The organism is Embleya sp. NPDC025285 (assembly GCF_055558835.1).
Genome location: NZ_JBVHLU010000012.1, coordinates 84,732 through 103,103, shown reverse-complemented (window position 1 = coordinate 103,103; position 18,372 = coordinate 84,732). Strand labels below are relative to the sequence as shown.

The window sequence follows — 18,372 nt, the reverse complement described above, 5'->3', positions numbered from 1 at the left end:
GCCGTCGGTCAGCGGTCGTGGGCGCGTGCCGGACAGGTGGGCGCAGTGCGGCCGTGCGCGCCGGGGGCAGCGCGTCTGCCCGCCCGTTGCCCTCCCGTCTCTGCGGTGGGGAGGGGTCGGCGACCTACGTTCGGGTCGTGACCACACCTGCCGAAATCGAAATCCCACCGGTGACGGTGTCGCCCGGCGGTGAGGCGACGACGACCCTGACCGTGCGCAACGACAGCGACATCGTCGAGGCGTACGTGCTGGAGGTGGTCGGCGACTGCGCCGCGTGGAGCACCGTCGAACCCGCGCGCGTCTCGCTGTACCCGGGCACGTCCGAGGAGGTGACGATCCGCCTCGCGCCGCCCAGGTCGCCCGAGGTGCGGGCCGGGGAGATACCTCTGGGCGTCCGCGTCCTGCCGGCGGAACACCCGGAGTCGGTGGTGGTACCGGAGACCACCGTCGTCGTCGAGGCGTTCCGGGAATTGCGCGCGGAGCTGGATCCCCGGCGCCGGCGCGGCTGGCTCGAGGGGCGGTATCGCGTCGCGGTGCGGAACCAGGGGAACGCCGCCGTCGACGTCGCCCTGGTGGGGCGACAGGCCGGAGAGGAACTCGCTCTCGCGTGTACGCCAGAGCGACTGCGGTTGGCGCCCGGCGAGTCCGCCGAGGCGCGATTGCGGGTCCGGGCCCGGAAGTTGATCTGGTTCGGGGCGTCGGTCACGTGGGCGTTCGAGGCCGAGGCCGGGACCGTCGAGGCTGTCGAAGCGGTGGCGGGCGTCGGCCCGGCAGGCCCCGACGGAACGTCCGCGACCGCGTCGGGAACCGCCTCCGCAGCCTCCCCCGAGCCCGCCGCGAAGCCCGGGGGCGTGGCCGTCGTCGAGCAGCCTTCCCGGGATGCGATCACCGCGCAACCGGTGGCCCTGCCGGGGGAGTTCGTGCAGCTCCCGGTGCTGCCGAAGTGGCTGTTGATCCTGTTGGCGGTGCTGTTGGCCCTGCTGGTCGCCTGGTTCGCATTGGTTCGGCCTTCGGTGCGAAGTACCGCGAAACAGGCCGGAACCAAGGCCGCCGAGAAGGAGGTGGCGCGAGACGCCCGGGAGCAGCAGGCGAACGCCGCGCCGAATGCCGCCGAGGGCCAGGGCGTCGGCCAAGGCGAGTCGACGGCCCCCGCGAACGGCCCGGCGAAACCCGGCGCGAGTGGCGGCTCGGGCACCGGAACGGGCACGAGCGGCGGGGCCGGGCGGCAGAGTTCGGCGACCATCGACGTGCAGACGGACGGCGGAGCCGACAAGGCGGGCACATACCGCGTCCCGGACGGAAACGTCTTTGCCATCACGGACATCGTGGTCTCGAACTTCCAGGGCGACGAGGGCCTGGTGACGATTTCCTTCGGCGAGCAGAAGATCACCACGATTGCACTGGAGACATTCCGCAATCAGGACTACCACTGGGTGACCCCCATCCAGATTCCCGCGAACGCGACCGTCACGGCAGCCGTGACCTGCGCCAAGCCCGGGACACCCGCCACGGGACAGCAGGCGGCCGGGTGCCATGAAGTCCTCAACGTCAGTGGTGTGCTCAGCAGAACCCAATGACAACATCCGTCACACCGGACAGTTTTAACCTCCTCCGGCACTCATGAGAAGAGCCGACATCGGCAGGCCGGCCGAAATCGGCCTGCCGAGACGCGTGTTCTCGTGCCTTCTCGTGGGGTCGCCGCGTGTCGTCGTCGTTGCCCCCGACAAGGGCTCGTCGGGCATCCGGCGGCGATTCCGCGGTCGATGAGGCGCAACCGCGCCTCGGGATGGGGCATTCCCCAAGCACGGTCGTACGTATGCCTGTGGGTCACCGGTTCCTGGGATTGGATCCGACGGGCAACCCGCTTTGCCCGAAAGGCTGCCCGCCGGGCCCTGTTCGTTGCCTCCGGCCACGCCGTAGGAAGGCATCGCAGGACGTTCGCCGGCCCGCCGCTCGCTTCGCTCCGCCGCGATCGACGGACCTCTTCGGATTCGGGAGGGCTCGGATATGCGTACACCCGCCGCCGACCGGCCGCGCACCCCGGCGGGCTCGACCCCCGAGCCGGAGCAGCGCAGGGGATCCGGTGCATCCAGGCCCGTCGGACTCGCGCCAGGATCCGCGCCGAGCCCCGCCCGGGTGGCCGACCTGCAGCGATCGGTCGGCAATGCCGCGGTGGCGCGGATGATCCGGCGGGAACGCCACGAGCACGGGCCCGACTGCGGCCACGTCGCCGAACAGCCGCCGGTGCAACGTTCGTTGGTGCACAAGGTGTTGCGCAGCCCGGGCAGACCGCTCGGCAACGGACTGCGGGCGGAGATGGAGGCCCGGTTCGGCGGTGCCGACTTCTCCGGAGTACGCCTGCACAGCGGGCAGTTGGCCCGAAGCTCCGCGGCCGAGGTCGGCGCCCGCGCGTACACCTCCAGCCACCACGTGGTCATGGGCTCCGACGGGGGCGACAAACACACCCTGGCCCACGAGTTGGGCCACTACCTCCAGCAGCGGCAGGGCCCGGTCGGCGGCGAGGTCGACCATCGCGGCCTGGCCGTCTCCGACCCCGACGACCGCTGGGAGAGGGCCGCGGAGGCGCAGGCACGGAAGGTGATGAGCGGCCCGACCCCCACTCTCGTGGACACCGGCACCGCGTAGCCGACGGTCGACCCCGCACCGAGGCGGCCGCCGTGACCTTCCCGACCGGTCGGTGCCGGGCGCGGGTGGTGGACGCCGTACGGGCCACCGGAGGCGCGTTGCCGGCGGCACGGCATCACCTTCCGGCGTCGCTCATCTCGATGTCATCGTCGTCGTAGAGGCGGACCATGCGACCGTCGATGAACGCGTAGTGGAAGCCGGAGTCCTCGTCGAGGTAGTACGGCTGGCCGCTGCGCGCGTCCAAGCGAAGGGTGTAGCCCGGGACCTCGGGAACCGGTCGCGCGCGCCCGGCACCGGTCGCACTGCTTTCGGCCATGCTGCTCCCGGCCCGGCCGCCGTGCGAGCTCGGCCCCGGACGGGTGGGAGGCCGCTGCGATTGTCCGCCTCGGGGACGGGACGAGGATCCGGCCGGGCGGCCTGACGGCGGCGGATCCATGTCGACGTCCTCGGTCTTCACGGGCTTCGTGGACGCCTCGTGTGCGGCGAGCAACTTGTCGCCCTTGCGGCTGATGGCCTTGCGTAGATTGTCGCCCTTGTCGCCCGTGTGCAGGTACTTGGACATGCTCGGCACGTTGTATGCCTGGTCGCGCCGGAGTCGGGCGAGTGTCCTGAGCAGGTCGTCGGGTGCCTGGGTGGGGTTGAGTTCGCCGCCGGCGCCGCCGCGGTGGATCCGTTCCCAGTCCGCGCACCAGGAGTTGCGGGGCAGGCTGCGAATCACCCCCTTGATGACGTCCTTGCCGGCCTCGTCCAGGTCGCCGCCCTTGGTGAACTGCTTCTCGGGAGCGCCCTTCTTCCGGTTCTTCGGCACACTCTCGACCTTGCCGGAGCGCGAGGGCACGTGCTTCCAGTGGCCCTCGCTGCGGTAGCGGGCGATGTAGCCGCCGAAGCGGTCGTGGTGCAGGCCGACGACGCCCGCCAGGTATTCGAGGGTCATCCGGTCGCGCGTGTTGTACTCATCCGCGAGTTCTATCGCCCTCCGCCGGCTCTCGTCGGTGGGCGGAGCGCCCTTCGTGCCGTTCCAGAGTCCGTCGAGTTCGCGGGCCTGATCATCGGTGAGCCGCTCGTACTTGCGGCGCGGGATCGTGTGGGTCGCCGAGCCCTGACCGATCCCGGCGGGAGCCGTGTCCAGCGTCCAGGTGTCCGCCAGCGGCCGCTGCACCCGGGTGTACATCCCGTCGTCGTCGAGTTCGGCGTCGCTGGTGGGCGGGGTCACGTCGGCCTGTCGCGACGCGTAGCGCCCGGGCACGCGCAGGGTGGGGCCGCCGCGCCGGAACTGGGCTCCCTGCGGGGCAGCCTCGTTCGCCATCGCGGGAGTGCTGGTGATGTCGGTTTGCACCATCTGCCGGATGTAGTCGTAGTAGTTCCGGTCCATGACGTGGCGCTGGTGTGTGTAGAGGGAATCCACGGAGCCCTGGAAGTAGTGTCCGTAGTTCTCGTCGAAGCTCAGACCCGCGTATCCCATCCGCTCCCGGTAGTACATCAGCGCGGCCGCGCAGCCCATGCAGGGCCGGTACTTGCCCATGATCGCGATGGGCCCCCGGACGTCCCGCCGCGGGTGGATGCCGGCGTGGCGCAGAGCCAGGAGCAGTTTCTGCTCCGCGTGCACCGAGCCCTCCTGCGTCTGCTGCCCCTGGTGCCTCCCCCTGGTGATGGTCCTGGGGTCCAGTGCCGCGAATCGGAGCAGGAAAACCCGGCCCTCGTGGTCGCGGTCGGTGAGCATGGTGTGCAGGTCCGGGTCCTCGATGTCCACGACGATGACGGGCGAGTCCGTCTTGGCCCGCAGCGCCATGGCCGTGGCGTCCGGCCCTCGGCCCTGCTCGCCGGCGCCGCGCTGCTCGGTGAGGATCGCCTCGTTCTTGCGGCGAAAGCTGGACAACTTCGCGCGCAGGTTCTCGGCCTCGTGACCGCGCAGGCCCCGGGTACGTCCTTCGTCGCTCTGCTCGATCTCCAGCAGCTCCTGCAGGGTCGGATCCGCACCGGCCTGCTGTGTCCCCCGTTCCACGAGGGTGTCGATCGAGGAGTTGTAGTTCGAGGCGAACACCAGGCGGTCGTTGATCAGCATGCCTTGCACTTCGCGGTTGTTGGTGTCCTCCGCGGCGTTGTCCGGGTCTTCGTCGCGGGCCTGTTCCTGGGCGCCCTTCATGCTGTCGAAGAGCAGGGCGCTGGTCTCGGACAGAGTCTCCTCGGCCTCCTCGCCCTGCTTGGAGCGGGCGAAGCGCATCCAGAACTCGCCATGCGCGCGGCCCTGTCGGCGAGCGCCGTAGTTGACCATGGGCGGGTTGTCCACCAGTGCGGTGATCGCGGCCTTGACCTGCTCGGGCGTCGGCTGCTGCGCGGCGGGCGGCTGTTGCGGGGGCTGCCCCGCGCCGCCGTTGCCCCCGTCCATGCGCTGGATGGGCAGCGGCGGGGGCGAGGCGGGATCCGCGCGGAGCATCCGGGTCACGGCGGCGTTGCCGATCGAGCCCTGGAAGGCGAGCGCGGTGGCGGGAGTGAGCCGGCCGGGGGTTGCGGGCGCGGGGGAGAGGGGCCGCGTCGGTCGGTGCTGCGGCCGCTCGCGACCGTCGCGTCCGGCGTGGTCGTGCGCGTCGGCGCCCGGCCGCTCGCCCTGTCGCTGCCTCATGGACCCGACCTCCTACGCCGACGAGGGCCGAGGTCATGGTCTCGTGAACCGTGGCGGGAGGCACATGTCCGCGAGGGTGCCTTCGAGGGCAGAGATCGCTGCCCTCGACGGCGGCTCCGGATCGTTTCCGACGCCCGCCGGCGTCAGACCGCCCAACATCGGTGCCGGACTCGCCGTCCCGACCGCCGGGCGAAGCCGATGCGGCCGTCCGCGGCGAGCGCTTCGAGGACGTGGTGCTCGTCGCGGTCGAGACGGGTGAACCGACCCGGGCCTCGAACGTGGTGCGCCGCCGGGCGGTCACAGGGTTCATCCGATCGTCCCGGCGACCCCCGTCGGACGTATGCCGGGCCGCCCGCTTCGGGCGGCCCGACCCGGAATCACCTCACAGTCCGCCCCCGCCGCCACGCATCCAGGCGGTGCTGCCCGAAGCCCGATTGCCCGCCGCAACCGGGTCGTTGCCGGCGTCCTCTCCGACCCGCAGCAGGTCCCGCGACCCCGAGTCGCCCTCGCGTCGGCCGAACGAGAGCACCACGAGCAGTCCGATCACCCCGACCAACGCCACCGAGACCGCGACAAGCAGCAGTGCGTCCATGCCGATTCCCACTCCCCCGAAGTAGCCGTGCCACCAATGAGCTTGCGCCCCTCGACACCGCCCGTAACCGACCACCCGCTGAACCTCCGGTAAAGAAGATGGACGCCGTCCCCAACGGGTCGCGTCGCGCCCGTGGTCACAGTGGTTCGTCGGCCAGGTACGGCGGCGCCGGGTCGTATTGCATGTATCGGCGTACGTCCCGGGCGTGGTCGCGGCCGTGGATCCGGCCGACCAACCACAGGGCGCTGTCGATGCCGGCCGAGACGCCCTGGCTGGTGAGCAGGGTGTCGTCCACGACGTAGCGCGCGTCGCGCACCACCGTGACATCGCCGCGTGCCTGCAATTCGTCCTCGTAGGCATGGTGCGTGGCCACCCGCCGACCGCGCGCCGGGCCCGCCGCGTGCAGCAGGAACGCACCGGTGCACACTCCCGCGACCCAGTCGGTCCGCGCCGCCGTCCGGGACAGCCAGGACGTGACGACCGGGTTGTCCGGCTGGACCACGCGCGCACCGCGCCCACCCGGGACGAGCAGTACGTCCAGGTCCGGGTGGTCGTCCAGGGTGCGGTCCGGCAGCACCCGCATGCCCCGGCTGCACCGCACCGGATCGAGGCGTTCGGCGATCAGCACGAGGCTGTCGACCCCACCGCGCAGCAACGAGGAGGCACCGAACACCTCCCACGGCCCGGCGAAGTCCAGTTCCTCCGCCTCGTCGAAGATCAGCACACCGTAGGTCGTCATCGGACCGCCCGTTCGCTCGTGGTCATGGGGATTCCGTTCCGGGGATTTCCGTTCGCGGTCGTTCGGCGCACCGTGTCCCGCCGCGACGCCGCGACGCCGCGACGCCGCGACGCCGCGACCGGGAGCCGACAGCCCCGTTCACGCCCCCCACCGCGAACTCGCTGCCGCCTCCTCCATCTGTGTCCGCCCGCTCCCGTCCCACCCCCGCTCGCGGAGCAGTTCGCCCGGGAGGCTGTAGCGAGGCGCGTTCTCCGGACCGCGCCGGGCGTGCCGGACGATCTCCTCGGCCAGAGTCTCGGCCATCCGCAGTCGAGGGTGCTCGGCGTGGATCGCCCGGGCCTGGGCATCGGTGACACACTCGGTGTCGACGCCGAAGTCGATGGTGATGCCCTTGCGGGTCAGGTATGTCAGGACGCCGCGGCGCTCGGCGATGCCCGCCGAGGTATGTAGCGCGATCGCCTCCCACACCCGATCGACGTCGGCGGACGCGAGCCCGTTGTCGGTCAGGAACGCCGCGGCCAGGTCGGCCCCTTCGACCTCGAATCGCTGCCTTCCCTCGGCGTGCGACGACGTCCCGAGGTCGTGCAGCGCGCAGGCGAGGAACAGCAGGTCGGGGTCGAAGTCCGCGCCGGGGCGCAGCCCTTGGTGCGCGGCGTACAGAGCAGCGAATCGGTAGCTGCGGAAGCTGTGTTCGGCGATCGGCGCCGATTCACAGGCCCGGACGTACTCGATCGCGCGGCGGGCCGTCGGTGTGGTGGGAACGGCGGCGACTGTGTTCATACCCCGACCGTAGACAGTGGGTCGCCGACCAGGGGAGTGACACGATTGCCACATCTCGATAGTATCGTGCCATGCCCGCCCCAGCCCCGCCCTGCCGACCGCACCGGGTCGTCGTGCTGGCCCAGCCCGGAGTCCTGGCGCTCGACTTCGGCATCCCGATCCAGGCGTTCGGTGATTGGCCGGGCAGCCCGTACGCGGTCACCGTGTGTACCGAGCACCCCGGCCCCGTCCCGGTCCACGGCGGGCCCGCGCTGCTCGTCGAGCACGGCCTGGACGCCCTCGCGCACGCGGACACGATCGTTGTGCCCGGCCTGGTCCCACCCGATCCCCCGTCGCCGCCGCTGCGCACGGCCCTCGCCGCGGCCGCCGCCCGCGGCACCCGCATGGTGTCGATCTGTACCGGCGCGTTCCTGCTCGCCGGCGCGGGACTGCTGGACGGACGACGCGTCACCACCCACTGGCAGCGTGCCGCCGAACTGGCCCGGCGCCATCCGTCCGTGCTTCTCGAACCGCAGGTGCTCTACGTCGACGAGGGCGACGTGCTGACCTCGGCCGGCGTCGCGGCGGGCATCGACCTGTGCCTGCACATCATCCGCACCGACCTCGGCGCCACAGTCGCCAATCAGCGTGCCCGCGCCCTCGTCGCGGCCCCGCATCGCGCGGGTGGTCAGGCGCAGTTCATCGCCCACCCCACCCCGCCCGAGCGCGGCGGCGGCCTCGACGAGGTACGCGCGTGGGCGGTACGCCACCTGGACGAGCCGCTGACCGTCGATCAGATGGCCCGACGGGCCCGGCTGTCCCGGCGCACCCTGATCCGGCGCTTCCACGCGGAGACCGGCCTGCCGCCCATGCAGTGGCTGCTCGACGCCCGCATCGACCGGGCCCGCGAACTCCTCGAGGGATCCGACCTGCCCATGGACGCCGTGGCCCGGCAATCCGGCCTCGGTACCCCGGCCAACCTGCGCACCCTGTTCAAACGCCGACTCGGGGTGCCGCCCAGCATCTACCGCGGCACCTTCGACACCGGCGACCGCCCGCTCTGATCCGTCGTTACCGCCCCAACCTCGCGTACGCCCAGTCCAAGCTCGCCGACCCGGTCCTGACCCGACGTCTCGCCGACCTCGCGGCCGAGTGCGGTTGGCCGTTGACGAGCATCGCGGCCCACCCCTTATCCAGGAGAGATCCCAGTGCACGTGCTCCTCTTCGGCGCCACCGGCATGGTCGGCCAAGGCGTCCTGCGCGAATGCCTGCGCGACGACCGCGTCACCCGCGTGACCGCGGTCGTCCGGGCACCGCTCCGCACGGCCGACCCCAAGCTCCGCGAGATCGTGCACGCGGATTTCACGGACTTCTCGGCGCTCGCCCCCGAATTCGAAGCCGTGGACGCGTGCTTCTTCTGCCTCGGGATCTCGTCCGTGGGCAAACGCGAGGACGAATACCGCCGGATCACCCACGACTACACCCTCGCCGCGGCCCGAGCCCTCCCCGCCAACCCGGCGCTCACCTTCGTCTACGTTTCCGGCGAAGGCACCGACAGCACCGAACGCGGCCGCTCGATGTGGGCCCGCGTCAAGGGCCGCACCGAGAACGAACTGCTCGCGATGCCGTTCCGCGCGTACATGTTCCGCCCCGGCTTCATCCACGCGTCACACGGCGAGATGTCCCGGACCCCGACCTATCGCAGGCTCTACGTGGTGATCTCCCGGCTGTACCCGCTGCTGCGCCGGGTGGCCCCCAAGTACGTGACCACGACCGAGAATCTGGGTCGCGCGATGCTCGCCGTCGTGGCACGCAACGGTGCGGGCGAGCGCATCCTGCGCAGCCCGGACATCAACCAGGCGGCGGCCGGCGGGAGTTGATCAACCCCCGGGCCCGAGACCGATGACTGCGGCCCCTTCGACCGGCGGTGGGCGCAACTTGCCCGAATGGCTGGCCCTGTGGCTTCGTCAGGTGTCGAAGCCCGGATCGCGGTGGGCCTGCGGTGTCGCACCTGGTGTGCCGCCACGCGACCACGATGGACGGCCGTGCGGATGCGGGACGTCCTGAAGGTCGACCGAGTCGACGAGGGGAAGGAACGGGCGGAACGTCTCGCGCGGGACGTGCACCGGGTGACCCGGTACGTACGGGCCGAACCGTCGGGCGCTCATCGCGCACTCCCGCCTGGCGTCGGGTGTGGGGCCATGCCCAGGGTCGAGGCCATCGCCTTCCGTAAGCAGTGGCTGTGCGCGGGCGCCACGAGCCTGGCCGCGATGCGCGCCGCGTGGACGGCGGCTCGGATGAGAGCGTCCGTGTCGAGGGATTCCGCTTCGAGGGTCTGCGGGAGATGGGTGAGGTATTCGGCGGCGACGCGGTTGGCGTCGGAGACCGGGAACGCGCGCAGCAGCCCCATGACCGTCGCCTCGGCTTCCCGGGGGTTCAGGCTGAGGACGTCGGCGCAGCAGTGGACGCATCCGTCGCGCGGAGACGAGACGTAGTACTGCTTGGTGTCGCCGTGATGACGCATCCCGGACTTGGGGTACTTGGTGACCTGCACGTCGGGGTCGACGCCTGCTTTCGGGCTGTTCACGAGGATTCCTCGGGGGCCGAGAGGTGCTTCAGGCCCAGCGGGACCAGGACCTCGAACTCGTCGGGACGCACGGCGGCCCACCTCTCCGATTCGGGGGCTTCGGACCCGACGGGACCGGTCGCGGCCGTCTCCACGAGCACGGCGAATACGGCCGGGCTCAGGTGCGGTGCCATGCCGCCGAGCGCGCGGACGAGTCCCCTGTTGTAGTGGGTGGACAGGCCGTGCAATGTCCTGTGTTCGAGCCGGTGGTGTCCGAGGCGGCTGACGATGTCGGCCAGGTTCGCGCCGAACGGCCCGTGGGTCGGCTCCGCCCCGCAGCCGAGCAGCCAGGTGTCACCGGTTTCGGGATCGACGCGGACATCGTCCGGGCCCATCGACCACACCACGGTGCCTGCCGGCGCGGACAACACCGCGTCCACGCCGCTCGGGGGGATCAACGAACGATGGGGGTGCTCCTGCGGTAGGTGGGCTGTCGCCATGAGTGCAACCCGGCGCTGGTCGGCGAACACTCCCAACTCCTCGGTGAATTCTCCCGAGTGGGCGAGTACGGCGGTTCCGTCGTGGATCGGTTCGAAGGTCAGGGCGCGGTGGAGCGCGCCGTCGAGTCGCCCGATGCCCTCGGCGATCGCGTCCAGGTGGCGCGGAGCCAGGGGAAGGGTGGGCGTCGCGGTGGTCCAGGACAGCGGCGCCAGGTTGCCGGTCCAGTCCGGGCGGTGGATGGAGGACACGTCCGCCACGTTCACGCCCTCGACGGGTCGGGCCAGTGCCCACGTACGAAGGCGGGGGAGCAGGTCGACGGTGCGGACCAGGGGCGACTTGCCGGACGCCCGCACGTTGCGGCGACCGTATGCCAAGGGTGGGTTGAACTCGTTCACGCTTGCTCCAGGGGTGGTGGCTCGCGGACGATCACGGTGGTCGCCGCTCCCCAGGGCGCCGAGTCGAAGGGGCGCTCGGGGGTGGCCCGCGGGCTCAACGGGCGTACGACGACGTGGTCGCCGCACCAGCGCTGCACGACGCCGCGGCGACGGCAGGGCGGATCGGGCGAGTGGTACTCGATGACCGTGCCGTAGTCGGGAGGACATGCGAGGTTGGGTCGCTCGGGTCGCTTCGGTTGCTCTGGTGGCTCGTTCGGGGTGCTCACGCTGCCGCCAGGATCGCGGTGAAGGTTTGCAGCCCCGGGGTGTGTTCCTCGCACGAGAACGTTCGGGTCAGGCTTCGCACCATCGCCAGACCGCGTCCGCTCTCCGCGTCCGGATCGGGTTCCGCGGGCTCGGGCAGCTCGAACCGAGGCTGGGGAACGACGACTTCCAGAATCATCTCGTTCACATGCTTGCGCCAGTGGATCCTCACCAGCACGCGCTTGCCGGGCGTGAGGCGTGCGTGCGTGTACGCGTTCGTCAGGAGTTCGGCCATCACGAGGACGAGGTCGTCACCGGCCACCTGCCATTGCTCGCAGGCCGCTTGCACGTGTTCGCGCGCCCACTTCACGGGCTGATCCAGGCCCGGCTTGAGGTGCAGTAACCAGGTCGCCCGCGCACAAGCGTTGGGGCGGTCGAGGTAAGTGGAGGCGTCGGTAGGCACAGCTGTCCCCTTGGGTTGGGGTGGCGCGGCGCAACGATCATGCTGCGCTTCGTGATCCTGCGAGTGCAATGGGTGATGAATCAGGTCTACACCCATAGCCTTCAAATGCACAAGTTTCGGAAATTGAAGATTTAGAAAATGACGATCAGGGTCCGCTCGACCTCTAGAGTGAGGCCCAACTGCGTTCAAGGAAGGGGTGGTTCGGATGGCACCTCGGAAGCAGCCGACCGTGCGCATGGCGTGGCTCGGCCAGGAACTGATCAGGGCGCGCGAAGAACTCGGGCTCACGATGAGTGCCGCAGCAGAGCGCATCGACCGCTCGACCGGAACGCTGAGTACCTGGGAGAACGGGCACAGCGCGCCGAAGGCCCGCGACATGCCTTACATCCTCGACAAGCTCGAAATCGTGGACCCGGCCAAGCGCGAAGCCCTCATCACGCTTGCCCGTGACGCGGCCAAGAAGGGCTGGTGGCACGCCCACGTCGGGCACATCTCGGAGATCCATCTCGACTACATCAGTCTCGAAGACGCCGCTCGGCGCATCTATGTACATGCGCCGCTTCTGGTGCCCGGCCTGTTCCAGACCGAGGCGTACATCCGCGAGATCATCGCTGCCCATCGCATCTGGAGCACCCAGGAGGCGATCGATCGCGGAGTGGAGATTCGGCTCGCGCGGCAGTCCATCCTGCGGCGCACCGACCGTGATCCGGTGCGTGTTTGGGCAGTCATTGACGAGGGCGCGCTTCGGCGAACCGTCGGCGGTCCTGACGTCATGCGCGAGCAGATTCGTCACATTCTCGAACTCGCGACGGAACTACCGCACGTCACGGTGCAGGTGCTTCCCTATGATGCAGGCGCACACGCTGGGATGGAGGGTCCGTTCTCGCTGCTGGACATCGAAGGCTTGCCGCTCATCGCGAGCGTGACAAGCCTGACGGCCACGCTCTATCCGGAGCCGGAGACCGTCGACGTCTACGCAACGGCGCACGAACACATCCGGACCAAAGCGTTGCCGTCTCTGGAATCGCTCAGATTCCTCGGCGAGTTGCTCGAAGCCAAGAAGGGTGGATCTTGATGGCACGCACCACCGAACTGCACTGGCGCAAGGCCAAGGCCAGCGAGGGGACGGACAACTGCATCGAGAGCGCAGCTCGCGACGGGCATGCTCTCGTTCGGGATACCAAGGACCGGGCGCGGGGTGTGCTCGCGTTCGACTCGGCGTCCTGGGAAGCAATGACTGCCGTGCTTCGTGGATAGGCCGGTTGCTGCAACACGTCCCTAGCGACAGGAGGGGACGTCCCCCGGACAGTGGGGGACGTCCTCATTTGGGTCACCGTACTGTCCTATCCCGGGCGTGTCGCCCGTATGTTGCCCGGAGAGCACGCTTCCGCCCGCACCAGGCCGCATCCGCAGGGACTACCGACGCGACAGCGCGTTTCGCCCCAGGGATGCGGCGAGGCCCCCGGGGAGGGAACGCATGGGAGACCACGACGGTGGCAATGCGCCGATCAAACCGGCCAAACCCGACCCGAGTCCCAAGCCAGGCGACCCGCACCCCGATGGCAGCTCACCCCCTGGCCCGGGGAAGCACAAGAAGGACGACAGGTGACGACGCGGGGGGTCGGCGCGTATCTCGCGTCCATCGACGCCATGCCTCCCGGATGGGAGCACGCGTTCGCCGCCGTCGAGCGGGCCGACTTCCTCCCGCGCCGCGTCTGGTCGTTCGACGTCGCCACGGGCACCTACACGTCCGTGATCGACCGCGATCGCGACCCGGTCGCCTGGCATCGAGCCGCGAACAGCAACGCGCCCTTGGTCGTTCAGTGGGACGAGGGCACACACACCGGTGACGAGCCCGGCGGATCGGAGGGTGCGCGTCCTGCCTCCCTGGCGCCGGACGTACCTGCAATAGCGTGGGGACGAGATCTCGAACGACTGGAGGGCGCCGTGCGCTTCGCGTTGGGCAACTTGTTCGCCGACCTACCGCCCGAGCAGGTCGATGAAGCTCGGAGCTTCTACCGTTCGAGGGCGGCCGGTCGTGGGCCCGGCAGCGCGGAGGAGTTGAGGGAGGTCCGCGCGCAGAGGTGCGCGTCTGTCCCGGCCGATCCACCGGCCGTCGAGGAGATGGCCGAAGCGTCGGGAGCGCGTGTCCCGGTGCGGATCTTCACTCCGTCCGACGAGCGAGCACGAGGCGTCTACCTGGACATCCACGGAGGCGGCTTCTACATGGACTCCGCAGCACGAGGAGACGTGCGCAACCGTCGGCTCGCGGACGCCCTCCAGCTAGCGGTCGTCAGTGTCGACTATCGCCTGGCGCCGGAGCATCCGTGGCCGGCCGCGCCCGACGACTGTGCGGCGGCGGCACTGTGGCTCGTGGAACAGGCGCGTAAGCGTTTCGGCGCGGACCGGTTGGTGATCGGCGGGAGTTCGGCGGGAGCCACACTCGCGCTGGCGACCCTGCTCCGACTGAGGGACAGCGGGGTCGTCGACGAATTCGCGGGGGCCGTACTCCAGTTCGGCACCTACGACCTGAGCGCACAGACGCCGGCTGGACGCCGGATCGCGGACGAGTACTTCATCCGGGCCTACGCGGGCCACGTCGCGGACCGCACCCATCCGGATATCTCTCCCATCTACGCCGACCTTCGCGATCTTCCTCCGGCGCTATTGGTCGTCGGAAGCGCGGATGTGCTGTTGGAAGACAACCTCGCGATGGCGAGTCGACTCTCCGTCGCCGGGAATCACGTCGAACTCCGGGTCTACCCGGAGGCGCCGCACGGCTTCACCGGGCACCCCACCGCAATGGCTCAGACAGCGCTCAACGGCATCGAGACCTGGCTGCTCGACCGCATCACCCAACCGCGAACGGCCTCGCCGGCGCCGTGATCGTGTACCCGAGCGACCGCTTCCAGCGCAATGGCGACCCGAGACGGCAACACGCCGTGCGCGTGCTCGTGGCCGACCGTACGCGTGGCAGGTTGCGGCAGGAGCTTCGGTACGGTGCCGGGGAAGCCTGGGTGCAACTACCCGCGTGTGCTCCTCGTCCCCTCGGGCATGACCGTGCCGCACCCGCACCCGACCTTGCACCCCGCCCGGCCCCTGGAACCGCCGGAGTGGCCGCACTGTGGCCGTGATGCCACAGCAGCGGACCCGGTGGGATGCCGTGGGGTCCACGTGTCCGGCCATACGGCCTGCCTCGCCCACCTGACCGGGGCCGAACACGACGCCTACCTGGCCGGTCTGGGCCCCGGCAGCCACATCGACCATCGCGGCACCACCTTCGCCGAGCCCCTCCTCGCGGCGCTCCTGGACGCTCTGCGCACTCCCACGAGGGCTCTCCACCTCGGCTTCGCCGATTTCGGCTCGGCGGTCTTCGAGAGTGCAGCCGGGTTCGATGCGGCGATCTTCCAGAGAGGTGCCAGTTTCGAGCGGGCGGATTTCCGGGGGACCGCCGTATTCCACTCGGCGCGCTTCAAGGGCCAGGCCGAGTTCGAAGCGGCGACCTTCGGGGGCCGGGCCACGTTCGAGATGGCGGTCTTCGAGGAATTGGCCCTGTTCGACTCGGTGACCTTCGAGCATGACGCCGGGTTCAGTCGGGCGACTTTCAAGGACATCGTCACGTTCGAGACGGCCGCGGCCTTCGAGGGAAACGCGGACTTCGAAGACGCGCACTTCGAGGACGTCGCCAAGTTCTCCTCGGCGTCTTTCGAACGCCGCGCCTGGTTCAAGTCGGCGACCTTCGGGGAGACCGTCCGGTTCGATGAGGTGACCTTCAAGGAAAGAGCCATCTTCGAGTCGGCGGTCTTCGGGTACATCGCCATGTTCGAATCTGCGACCTTCACGGGCGAGGCGGACTTCCGGTCGGCTGTCGTCCAGCACCACGCCCTGTTCCAGTCGGTGACCTTCCGAGGCGCTGCCAGGTTCGAGGCGGCCACCTTCGGAGGCGAACTCAGGTTCGACCGGGCGAGCTTCGAGGGGTCTGACCATCTGGGGCCGTTGGTGTGTGCCGGGCAGGTGGGGTTGTCCGGAGCGGTATTCGGTGGGCCGGTCACTGTGTCGTTCGCCGCGCGCCGGGTGGAGTGCCGGCGTACTCGCTGGACGTCGACAGCCGAGATACGTCTGCGCTACGCCACGGCCGACTTCTCCCACTCGTCCTTCGCCTCCCCTCTGGCCGTCGTCGCGGAGGCTGCCCCCTTCGCCCTGCCCGACGGACGGACACTGGAGGAAGAGGCTTTCGCCGGCGCGCCCGACGCCCGGGTGCGCCTGGTCTCGTTGCGCGGGGCGGACACGAGGCACCTGGTCCTGGCCGACATCGATCTCTCCGGGTGCCTGTTCACCGGGGCGGTGCATCTGGACCGGATGCGGCTGGAGGGCGTCTGCGTCTTCGACACGACCCCGCCCCGCCCACGCCGATGGGGTCATGGCTCGTGTTTCACCCCGCGCCGCACTCTGGCCGAGGAGCATCACTGGCGCGCGGGTCGGCCAAGGGCGGCGCGGGGCTGGAACAGGGCCGTGCTCGACGCCGGGCAAGTCGGCCCGGCACAACTGGAGCCGGTGTACCGGGCGCTGCGCAGGGCTCAGGAGGACGCCGGGAACCAGCCGTGGGCGGCGGACTTCGCCTACGGCGAGCGGGAGATGCGCCGCCACGACCGCACCGGCACCACTCGCGCCGAACGTGGACTGCTTCACGCGTACTGGCTGCTCTCCGGGTACGGGCTGCGTGCCTCCCGCGCCCTGGGTTGGCTCGCCGCCTCCATCGTCCTCACGGTGTCGCTGCTGATGTGGGCCGGGATTCCGCAGGACTCACCGAAGCGGGAGGCCGCAGACCGCGTACCGGCCGGCGGGAGCACGGTCACTTTCGAGATCGGCGAGACCAGCCCCAGGAACCCCACCGGGGACCGGTTCACCAGCGAGCGTTTCGAGAAGTCCCTGGACGTCGCGCTCGGTTCTGTGGTGTTCCGCTCCTCGGGACAGCCCCTGACGACCGCCGGCGGCTATATCGAGTCGGTCTCAAGGCTGAGCCGGCTTCTTTTGCTGGGTCTGGCGGTCCTGGCCGTCCGCAACCGCGTCAGACGTTGACCGGGCACAGCGCGCACCGCACGGCCGCGCCACGGCACGAACCGCCCCCGGGGCCTGGAGAAGCGAATACCGCACGTCGAGGGGCGGGCGCTCGTGGCCAAGTGGGCGGGGATCTCGGGTGGTTCCCGGTAGGCGTAGCGGGCGACTCCTGCGTGGGGCGGGACCAGCGCGGACCAGGTCTCGCCGGCCACCGTGACGACGGCGGTTCGGCTGCGGTCGCCCTCGGCGCCCGCGGGGAAGAGGGCGGCGGCGAGCGCCGACCGCCGAGGGGCAGGCTCTTGGACAACCCGGGCGTCACGATGGTGCGTTCGGGGGCGATCTCGGCGGGGCTGAGGAGTTCGGTGGCGTGGCGGCGTTCGGGGCCGGGTGTGCCACCAGCTGGGCTGGCGAGTGGTGCGGGATTCGATGGCGAAACGAGTCAGGCGTTCTGGTCGATGGTGGCTTCGGCGAGGTGGTCCACCACGTCCGACAGGAGCCCGCGGCGTTCGAAGGCACGTCGCTGGCGGCGGGCGCCGCAACCGTCGCGACGCAGTGTCGCCAGGGTCCGCTCCACGTGGGGCAGATCCCCGGTGGCGTCGAGGTCGCTGCTCACGTGGTCGATCAGGGCGTCGACGACAGTGTTCGCGGGGAGCAGGTCCGCCGTGTGCGGGTCGACGGCCCGGCCCTCGAGGCCGTCGCGGGCGGCGCGCCAGCGGGCCAGGGTCAGCACGCCGTCACGGATGTCGGGGGTTGGGTGGCCGTCGCGGACGGCACGCAACGCGCCGGTGACCAACGCGCGGACCAGGACGGCCTGCAGGACGGCCTCGTCCACGCTGGTGGACACGTCCGGGGCGCGGATCTCCACGGTCGGCCAGTGGGCGGAGGGGCGCGCGTCCCAATAGATCATCTTGGCGTCCATTACGGCACCGCTCGCGACGAGATCGGCCAGGGTGCGGTGGTAGTGCTCGGCCGAGTCCAGGCGCGGCGGGGATCCCGAGGCGGGCCAGCAGGAGACGGAGACGGCCCGCCAGCTGGCATGTCCCGTGTCGCGGCCTTCCCAGAAGGGCGAGTTGGCGCCGAGCGCGATCAGCGTGGGCAACCAGGGCCGGATGTGGCCGAGGACGCCGACGGCGGTGTCCAGGTCGAGCGTGCCGATGTGGACGTGACACCCGCAGACGACGAGTGTGTCGGTGAGCGAGCCGTATCGGGCGCGTTGTTCGTGTCGGCGGGGGGCGTCGACGAGCCGCGACGCGGGCGGGGACGCGAGGACCACCGGGGTGGCGGAGGCGACGAGCCGGCAGCCGTGCGCGGTGGCGGCGGCTGCGAGGCGGCGGCGCAGCGTGAGCAGGTGGGTGCGCAGTTCCTGGGCCGTGTGGGCGATGGGGGTGGCCGACTCCACCTGGTAGCGGGTGGCCTCGATGTGGGTGGTGTCGCAGCCGTCGTCGGCCTCGGCCAGAACCGCTTCGGCGCGGGGTGCCGGGTGCGGGCAGTGCGCGTCGACGAGGAGGAATTCCTCCTCGACCCCCATCGTCGGCACGTTACCCGCGGTGGACTCGGCGGCCGGACCTGTGACGTCAGTCGCGCCGGCGGCGGGTGTGGCGTGGGTACTGCGGGGATCTGACATCGGCGATCCTCCGGCCCGATCGAGTACGGCGTGCGGGCCGCCGCGGGATGAGCGGGAGGGGCCGGGGCGCTCGCATGGGCGGTTGGTGCCGGGCCGCCGATCGAAGCGGACCTGGTCGGTATCTCCACCATCACGGCCGCCCTGCCGCGTCGCCACCGGGCACGAG

The 18,372-nt window shown here is 70.4% G+C and carries 18 protein-coding genes; 8 read left to right on the top strand and 10 right to left on the bottom strand.

The genetic code is table 11. The features are described from left to right. Positions 1–137 precede the first annotated feature (137 nt). Together ACZ4FV_RS10685 and ACZ4FV_RS10680 are read left to right on the top strand one after the other, a co-directional pair. The gene (locus tag ACZ4FV_RS10685) at positions 138–1,577 is read left to right on the top strand and encodes a COG1470 family protein (RefSeq protein ID WP_465322445.1); all 1,440 of its coding nucleotides are present in this window, start codon (positions 138–140) and stop codon (positions 1,575–1,577) included. A gap of 430 nt (positions 1,578–2,007) precedes the next feature. Next, complete coding sequence (locus tag ACZ4FV_RS10680; RefSeq protein WP_465322444.1) at positions 2,008–2,646, top strand: eCIS core domain-containing protein; 639 nt, start codon at positions 2,008–2,010, stop codon at positions 2,644–2,646. Between the two features lie 115 nt (positions 2,647–2,761). Here the strand turns inward: ACZ4FV_RS10680 and ACZ4FV_RS10675 are convergent, their stop codons facing one another. The 4 genes from ACZ4FV_RS10675 to ACZ4FV_RS10660 all read right to left on the bottom strand — a co-directional run bounded on the left by ACZ4FV_RS10675 (position 2,762) and on the right by ACZ4FV_RS10660 (position 7,377). Then, a complete protein-coding gene (locus ACZ4FV_RS10675; RefSeq protein ID WP_465322443.1) occupies positions 2,762–5,266 on the bottom strand; it encodes a hypothetical protein in 2,505 nt (834 codons plus the stop codon). Positions 5,267–5,648: 382 nt separating this feature from the next. Then, complete coding sequence (locus ACZ4FV_RS10670) at positions 5,649–5,858, bottom strand: hypothetical protein (protein WP_395861173.1); 210 nt, start codon at positions 5,856–5,858, stop codon at positions 5,649–5,651. 136 nt (positions 5,859–5,994) lie between these two features. Then, entirely contained in the window at positions 5,995–6,597 is a 603-nt protein-coding gene (locus ACZ4FV_RS10665) for a DJ-1/PfpI family protein (protein ID WP_402236280.1), read from the bottom strand. 138 nt (positions 6,598–6,735) lie between these two features. Then, complete coding sequence (locus ACZ4FV_RS10660; RefSeq protein WP_395861177.1) at positions 6,736–7,377, bottom strand: HD domain-containing protein; 642 nt, start codon at positions 7,375–7,377, stop codon at positions 6,736–6,738. A gap of 71 nt (positions 7,378–7,448) precedes the next feature. Here ACZ4FV_RS10660 and ACZ4FV_RS10655 point away from each other — a divergent pair, with 71 nt between their 5' ends. After that, positions 7,449–8,420: a GlxA family transcriptional regulator gene (locus tag ACZ4FV_RS10655; RefSeq protein ID WP_395861179.1), complete on the top strand. Its 972-nt coding sequence runs from the start codon at positions 7,449–7,451 to the stop codon at positions 8,418–8,420. Positions 8,421–8,564: 144 nt separating this feature from the next. Continuing rightward, positions 8,565–9,236, top strand: a complete 672-nt coding sequence (locus tag ACZ4FV_RS10650) for an NAD(P)H-binding protein (protein WP_402236284.1) — start codon at positions 8,565–8,567, stop codon at positions 9,234–9,236. A gap of 87 nt (positions 9,237–9,323) precedes the next feature. On the opposite strand, the gene ACZ4FV_RS10645 is transcribed toward ACZ4FV_RS10650, so the two are convergent. Genes ACZ4FV_RS10645 through ACZ4FV_RS10625 form a run of 5 tightly spaced genes read right to left on the bottom strand, consistent with a single transcriptional unit; the run spans position 9,324 to position 11,524 of the window. Then, positions 9,324–9,524: a hypothetical protein gene (locus ACZ4FV_RS10645; protein ID WP_402236286.1), complete on the bottom strand. Its 201-nt coding sequence runs from the start codon at positions 9,522–9,524 to the stop codon at positions 9,324–9,326. Beyond that, positions 9,521–9,943 carry a hypothetical protein gene (locus ACZ4FV_RS10640; protein ID WP_465322441.1) on the bottom strand — a complete coding sequence of 141 codons (423 nt, stop codon included), beginning with the start codon at positions 9,941–9,943 and terminating at the stop codon, positions 9,521–9,523. The genes ACZ4FV_RS10645 and ACZ4FV_RS10640 overlap by 4 nt, the downstream gene beginning before the upstream one ends. Beyond that, on the bottom strand, positions 9,940–10,818 hold the full coding sequence (locus ACZ4FV_RS10635) for a hypothetical protein (protein WP_465322440.1): 879 nt from the start codon (positions 10,816–10,818) through the stop codon (positions 9,940–9,942). Before ACZ4FV_RS10635 ends, ACZ4FV_RS10640 begins: the two co-directional genes overlap by 4 nt. Then, positions 10,815–11,084 (bottom strand): hypothetical protein, encoded by a 270-nt coding sequence (locus ACZ4FV_RS10630; protein ID WP_402236292.1) that lies wholly within the window; start codon positions 11,082–11,084, stop codon positions 10,815–10,817. Before ACZ4FV_RS10630 ends, ACZ4FV_RS10635 begins: the two co-directional genes overlap by 4 nt. Next, complete coding sequence (locus ACZ4FV_RS10625; RefSeq protein WP_402236294.1) at positions 11,081–11,524, bottom strand: ATP-binding protein; 444 nt, start codon at positions 11,522–11,524, stop codon at positions 11,081–11,083. Before ACZ4FV_RS10625 ends, ACZ4FV_RS10630 begins: the two co-directional genes overlap by 4 nt. Positions 11,525–11,729: 205 nt before the next feature. On the opposite strand from ACZ4FV_RS10625, the gene ACZ4FV_RS10620 reads away from it, so the two are divergent. The 4 genes from ACZ4FV_RS10620 to ACZ4FV_RS10605 all read left to right on the top strand — a co-directional run bounded on the left by ACZ4FV_RS10620 (position 11,730) and on the right by ACZ4FV_RS10605 (position 16,603). Continuing rightward, positions 11,730–12,599, top strand: a complete 870-nt coding sequence (locus ACZ4FV_RS10620; RefSeq protein ID WP_402236297.1) for a helix-turn-helix domain-containing protein — start codon at positions 11,730–11,732, stop codon at positions 12,597–12,599. Further along, on the top strand, positions 12,599–12,781 hold the full coding sequence (locus ACZ4FV_RS10615; RefSeq protein WP_402236300.1) for a DUF397 domain-containing protein: 183 nt from the start codon (positions 12,599–12,601) through the stop codon (positions 12,779–12,781). Before ACZ4FV_RS10620 ends, ACZ4FV_RS10615 begins: the two co-directional genes overlap by 1 nt. A 690-nt stretch (positions 12,782–13,471) precedes the next feature. Then, positions 13,472–14,410, top strand: a complete 939-nt coding sequence (locus ACZ4FV_RS10610) for an alpha/beta hydrolase (RefSeq protein ID WP_465322481.1) — start codon at positions 13,472–13,474, stop codon at positions 14,408–14,410. A gap of 288 nt (positions 14,411–14,698) precedes the next feature. Then, on the top strand, positions 14,699–16,603 hold the full coding sequence (locus ACZ4FV_RS10605) for a pentapeptide repeat-containing protein (protein WP_402236302.1): 1,905 nt from the start codon (positions 14,699–14,701) through the stop codon (positions 16,601–16,603). A 418-nt stretch (positions 16,604–17,021) separates the two neighbouring features. Here the strand turns inward: ACZ4FV_RS10605 and ACZ4FV_RS10600 are convergent, their stop codons facing one another. Next, entirely contained in the window at positions 17,022–18,110 is a 1,089-nt protein-coding gene (locus ACZ4FV_RS10600; RefSeq protein WP_465322439.1) for a carboxylate-amine ligase, read from the bottom strand. Between the last annotated feature and the right edge of the window lie 262 nt (positions 18,111–18,372).

Bases quoted from the DNA above. Each gene is read 5' to 3' on its own strand.
- ACZ4FV_RS10615 (WP_402236300.1), top strand. From the start codon at position 12,599: ATGGCACGCACCACCGAACTGCACTGGCGCAAGGCCAAGGCCAGCGAG.
- ACZ4FV_RS10660 (WP_395861177.1), bottom strand. From the start codon at position 7,377: ATGAACACAGTCGCCGCCGTTCCCACCACACCGACGGCCCGCCGCGCG.
- ACZ4FV_RS10670 (WP_395861173.1), bottom strand. From the start codon at position 5,858: ATGGACGCACTGCTGCTTGTCGCGGTCTCGGTGGCGTTGGTCGGGGTG.
- ACZ4FV_RS10645 (WP_402236286.1), bottom strand. From the start codon at position 9,524: ATGAGCGCCCGACGGTTCGGCCCGTACGTACCGGGTCACCCGGTGCAC.
- ACZ4FV_RS10675 (WP_465322443.1), bottom strand. From the start codon at position 5,266: ATGAGGCAGCGACAGGGCGAGCGGCCGGGCGCCGACGCGCACGACCAC.
- ACZ4FV_RS10600 (WP_465322439.1), bottom strand. From the start codon at position 18,110: ATGGGGGTCGAGGAGGAATTCCTCCTCGTCGACGCGCACTGCCCGCAC.
- ACZ4FV_RS10655 (WP_395861179.1), top strand. From the start codon at position 7,449: ATGCCCGCCCCAGCCCCGCCCTGCCGACCGCACCGGGTCGTCGTGCTG.
- ACZ4FV_RS10620 (WP_402236297.1), top strand. From the start codon at position 11,730: ATGGCACCTCGGAAGCAGCCGACCGTGCGCATGGCGTGGCTCGGCCAG.
- ACZ4FV_RS10665 (WP_402236280.1), bottom strand. From the start codon at position 6,597: ATGACGACCTACGGTGTGCTGATCTTCGACGAGGCGGAGGAACTGGAC.
- ACZ4FV_RS10680 (WP_465322444.1), top strand. From the start codon at position 2,008: ATGCGTACACCCGCCGCCGACCGGCCGCGCACCCCGGCGGGCTCGACC.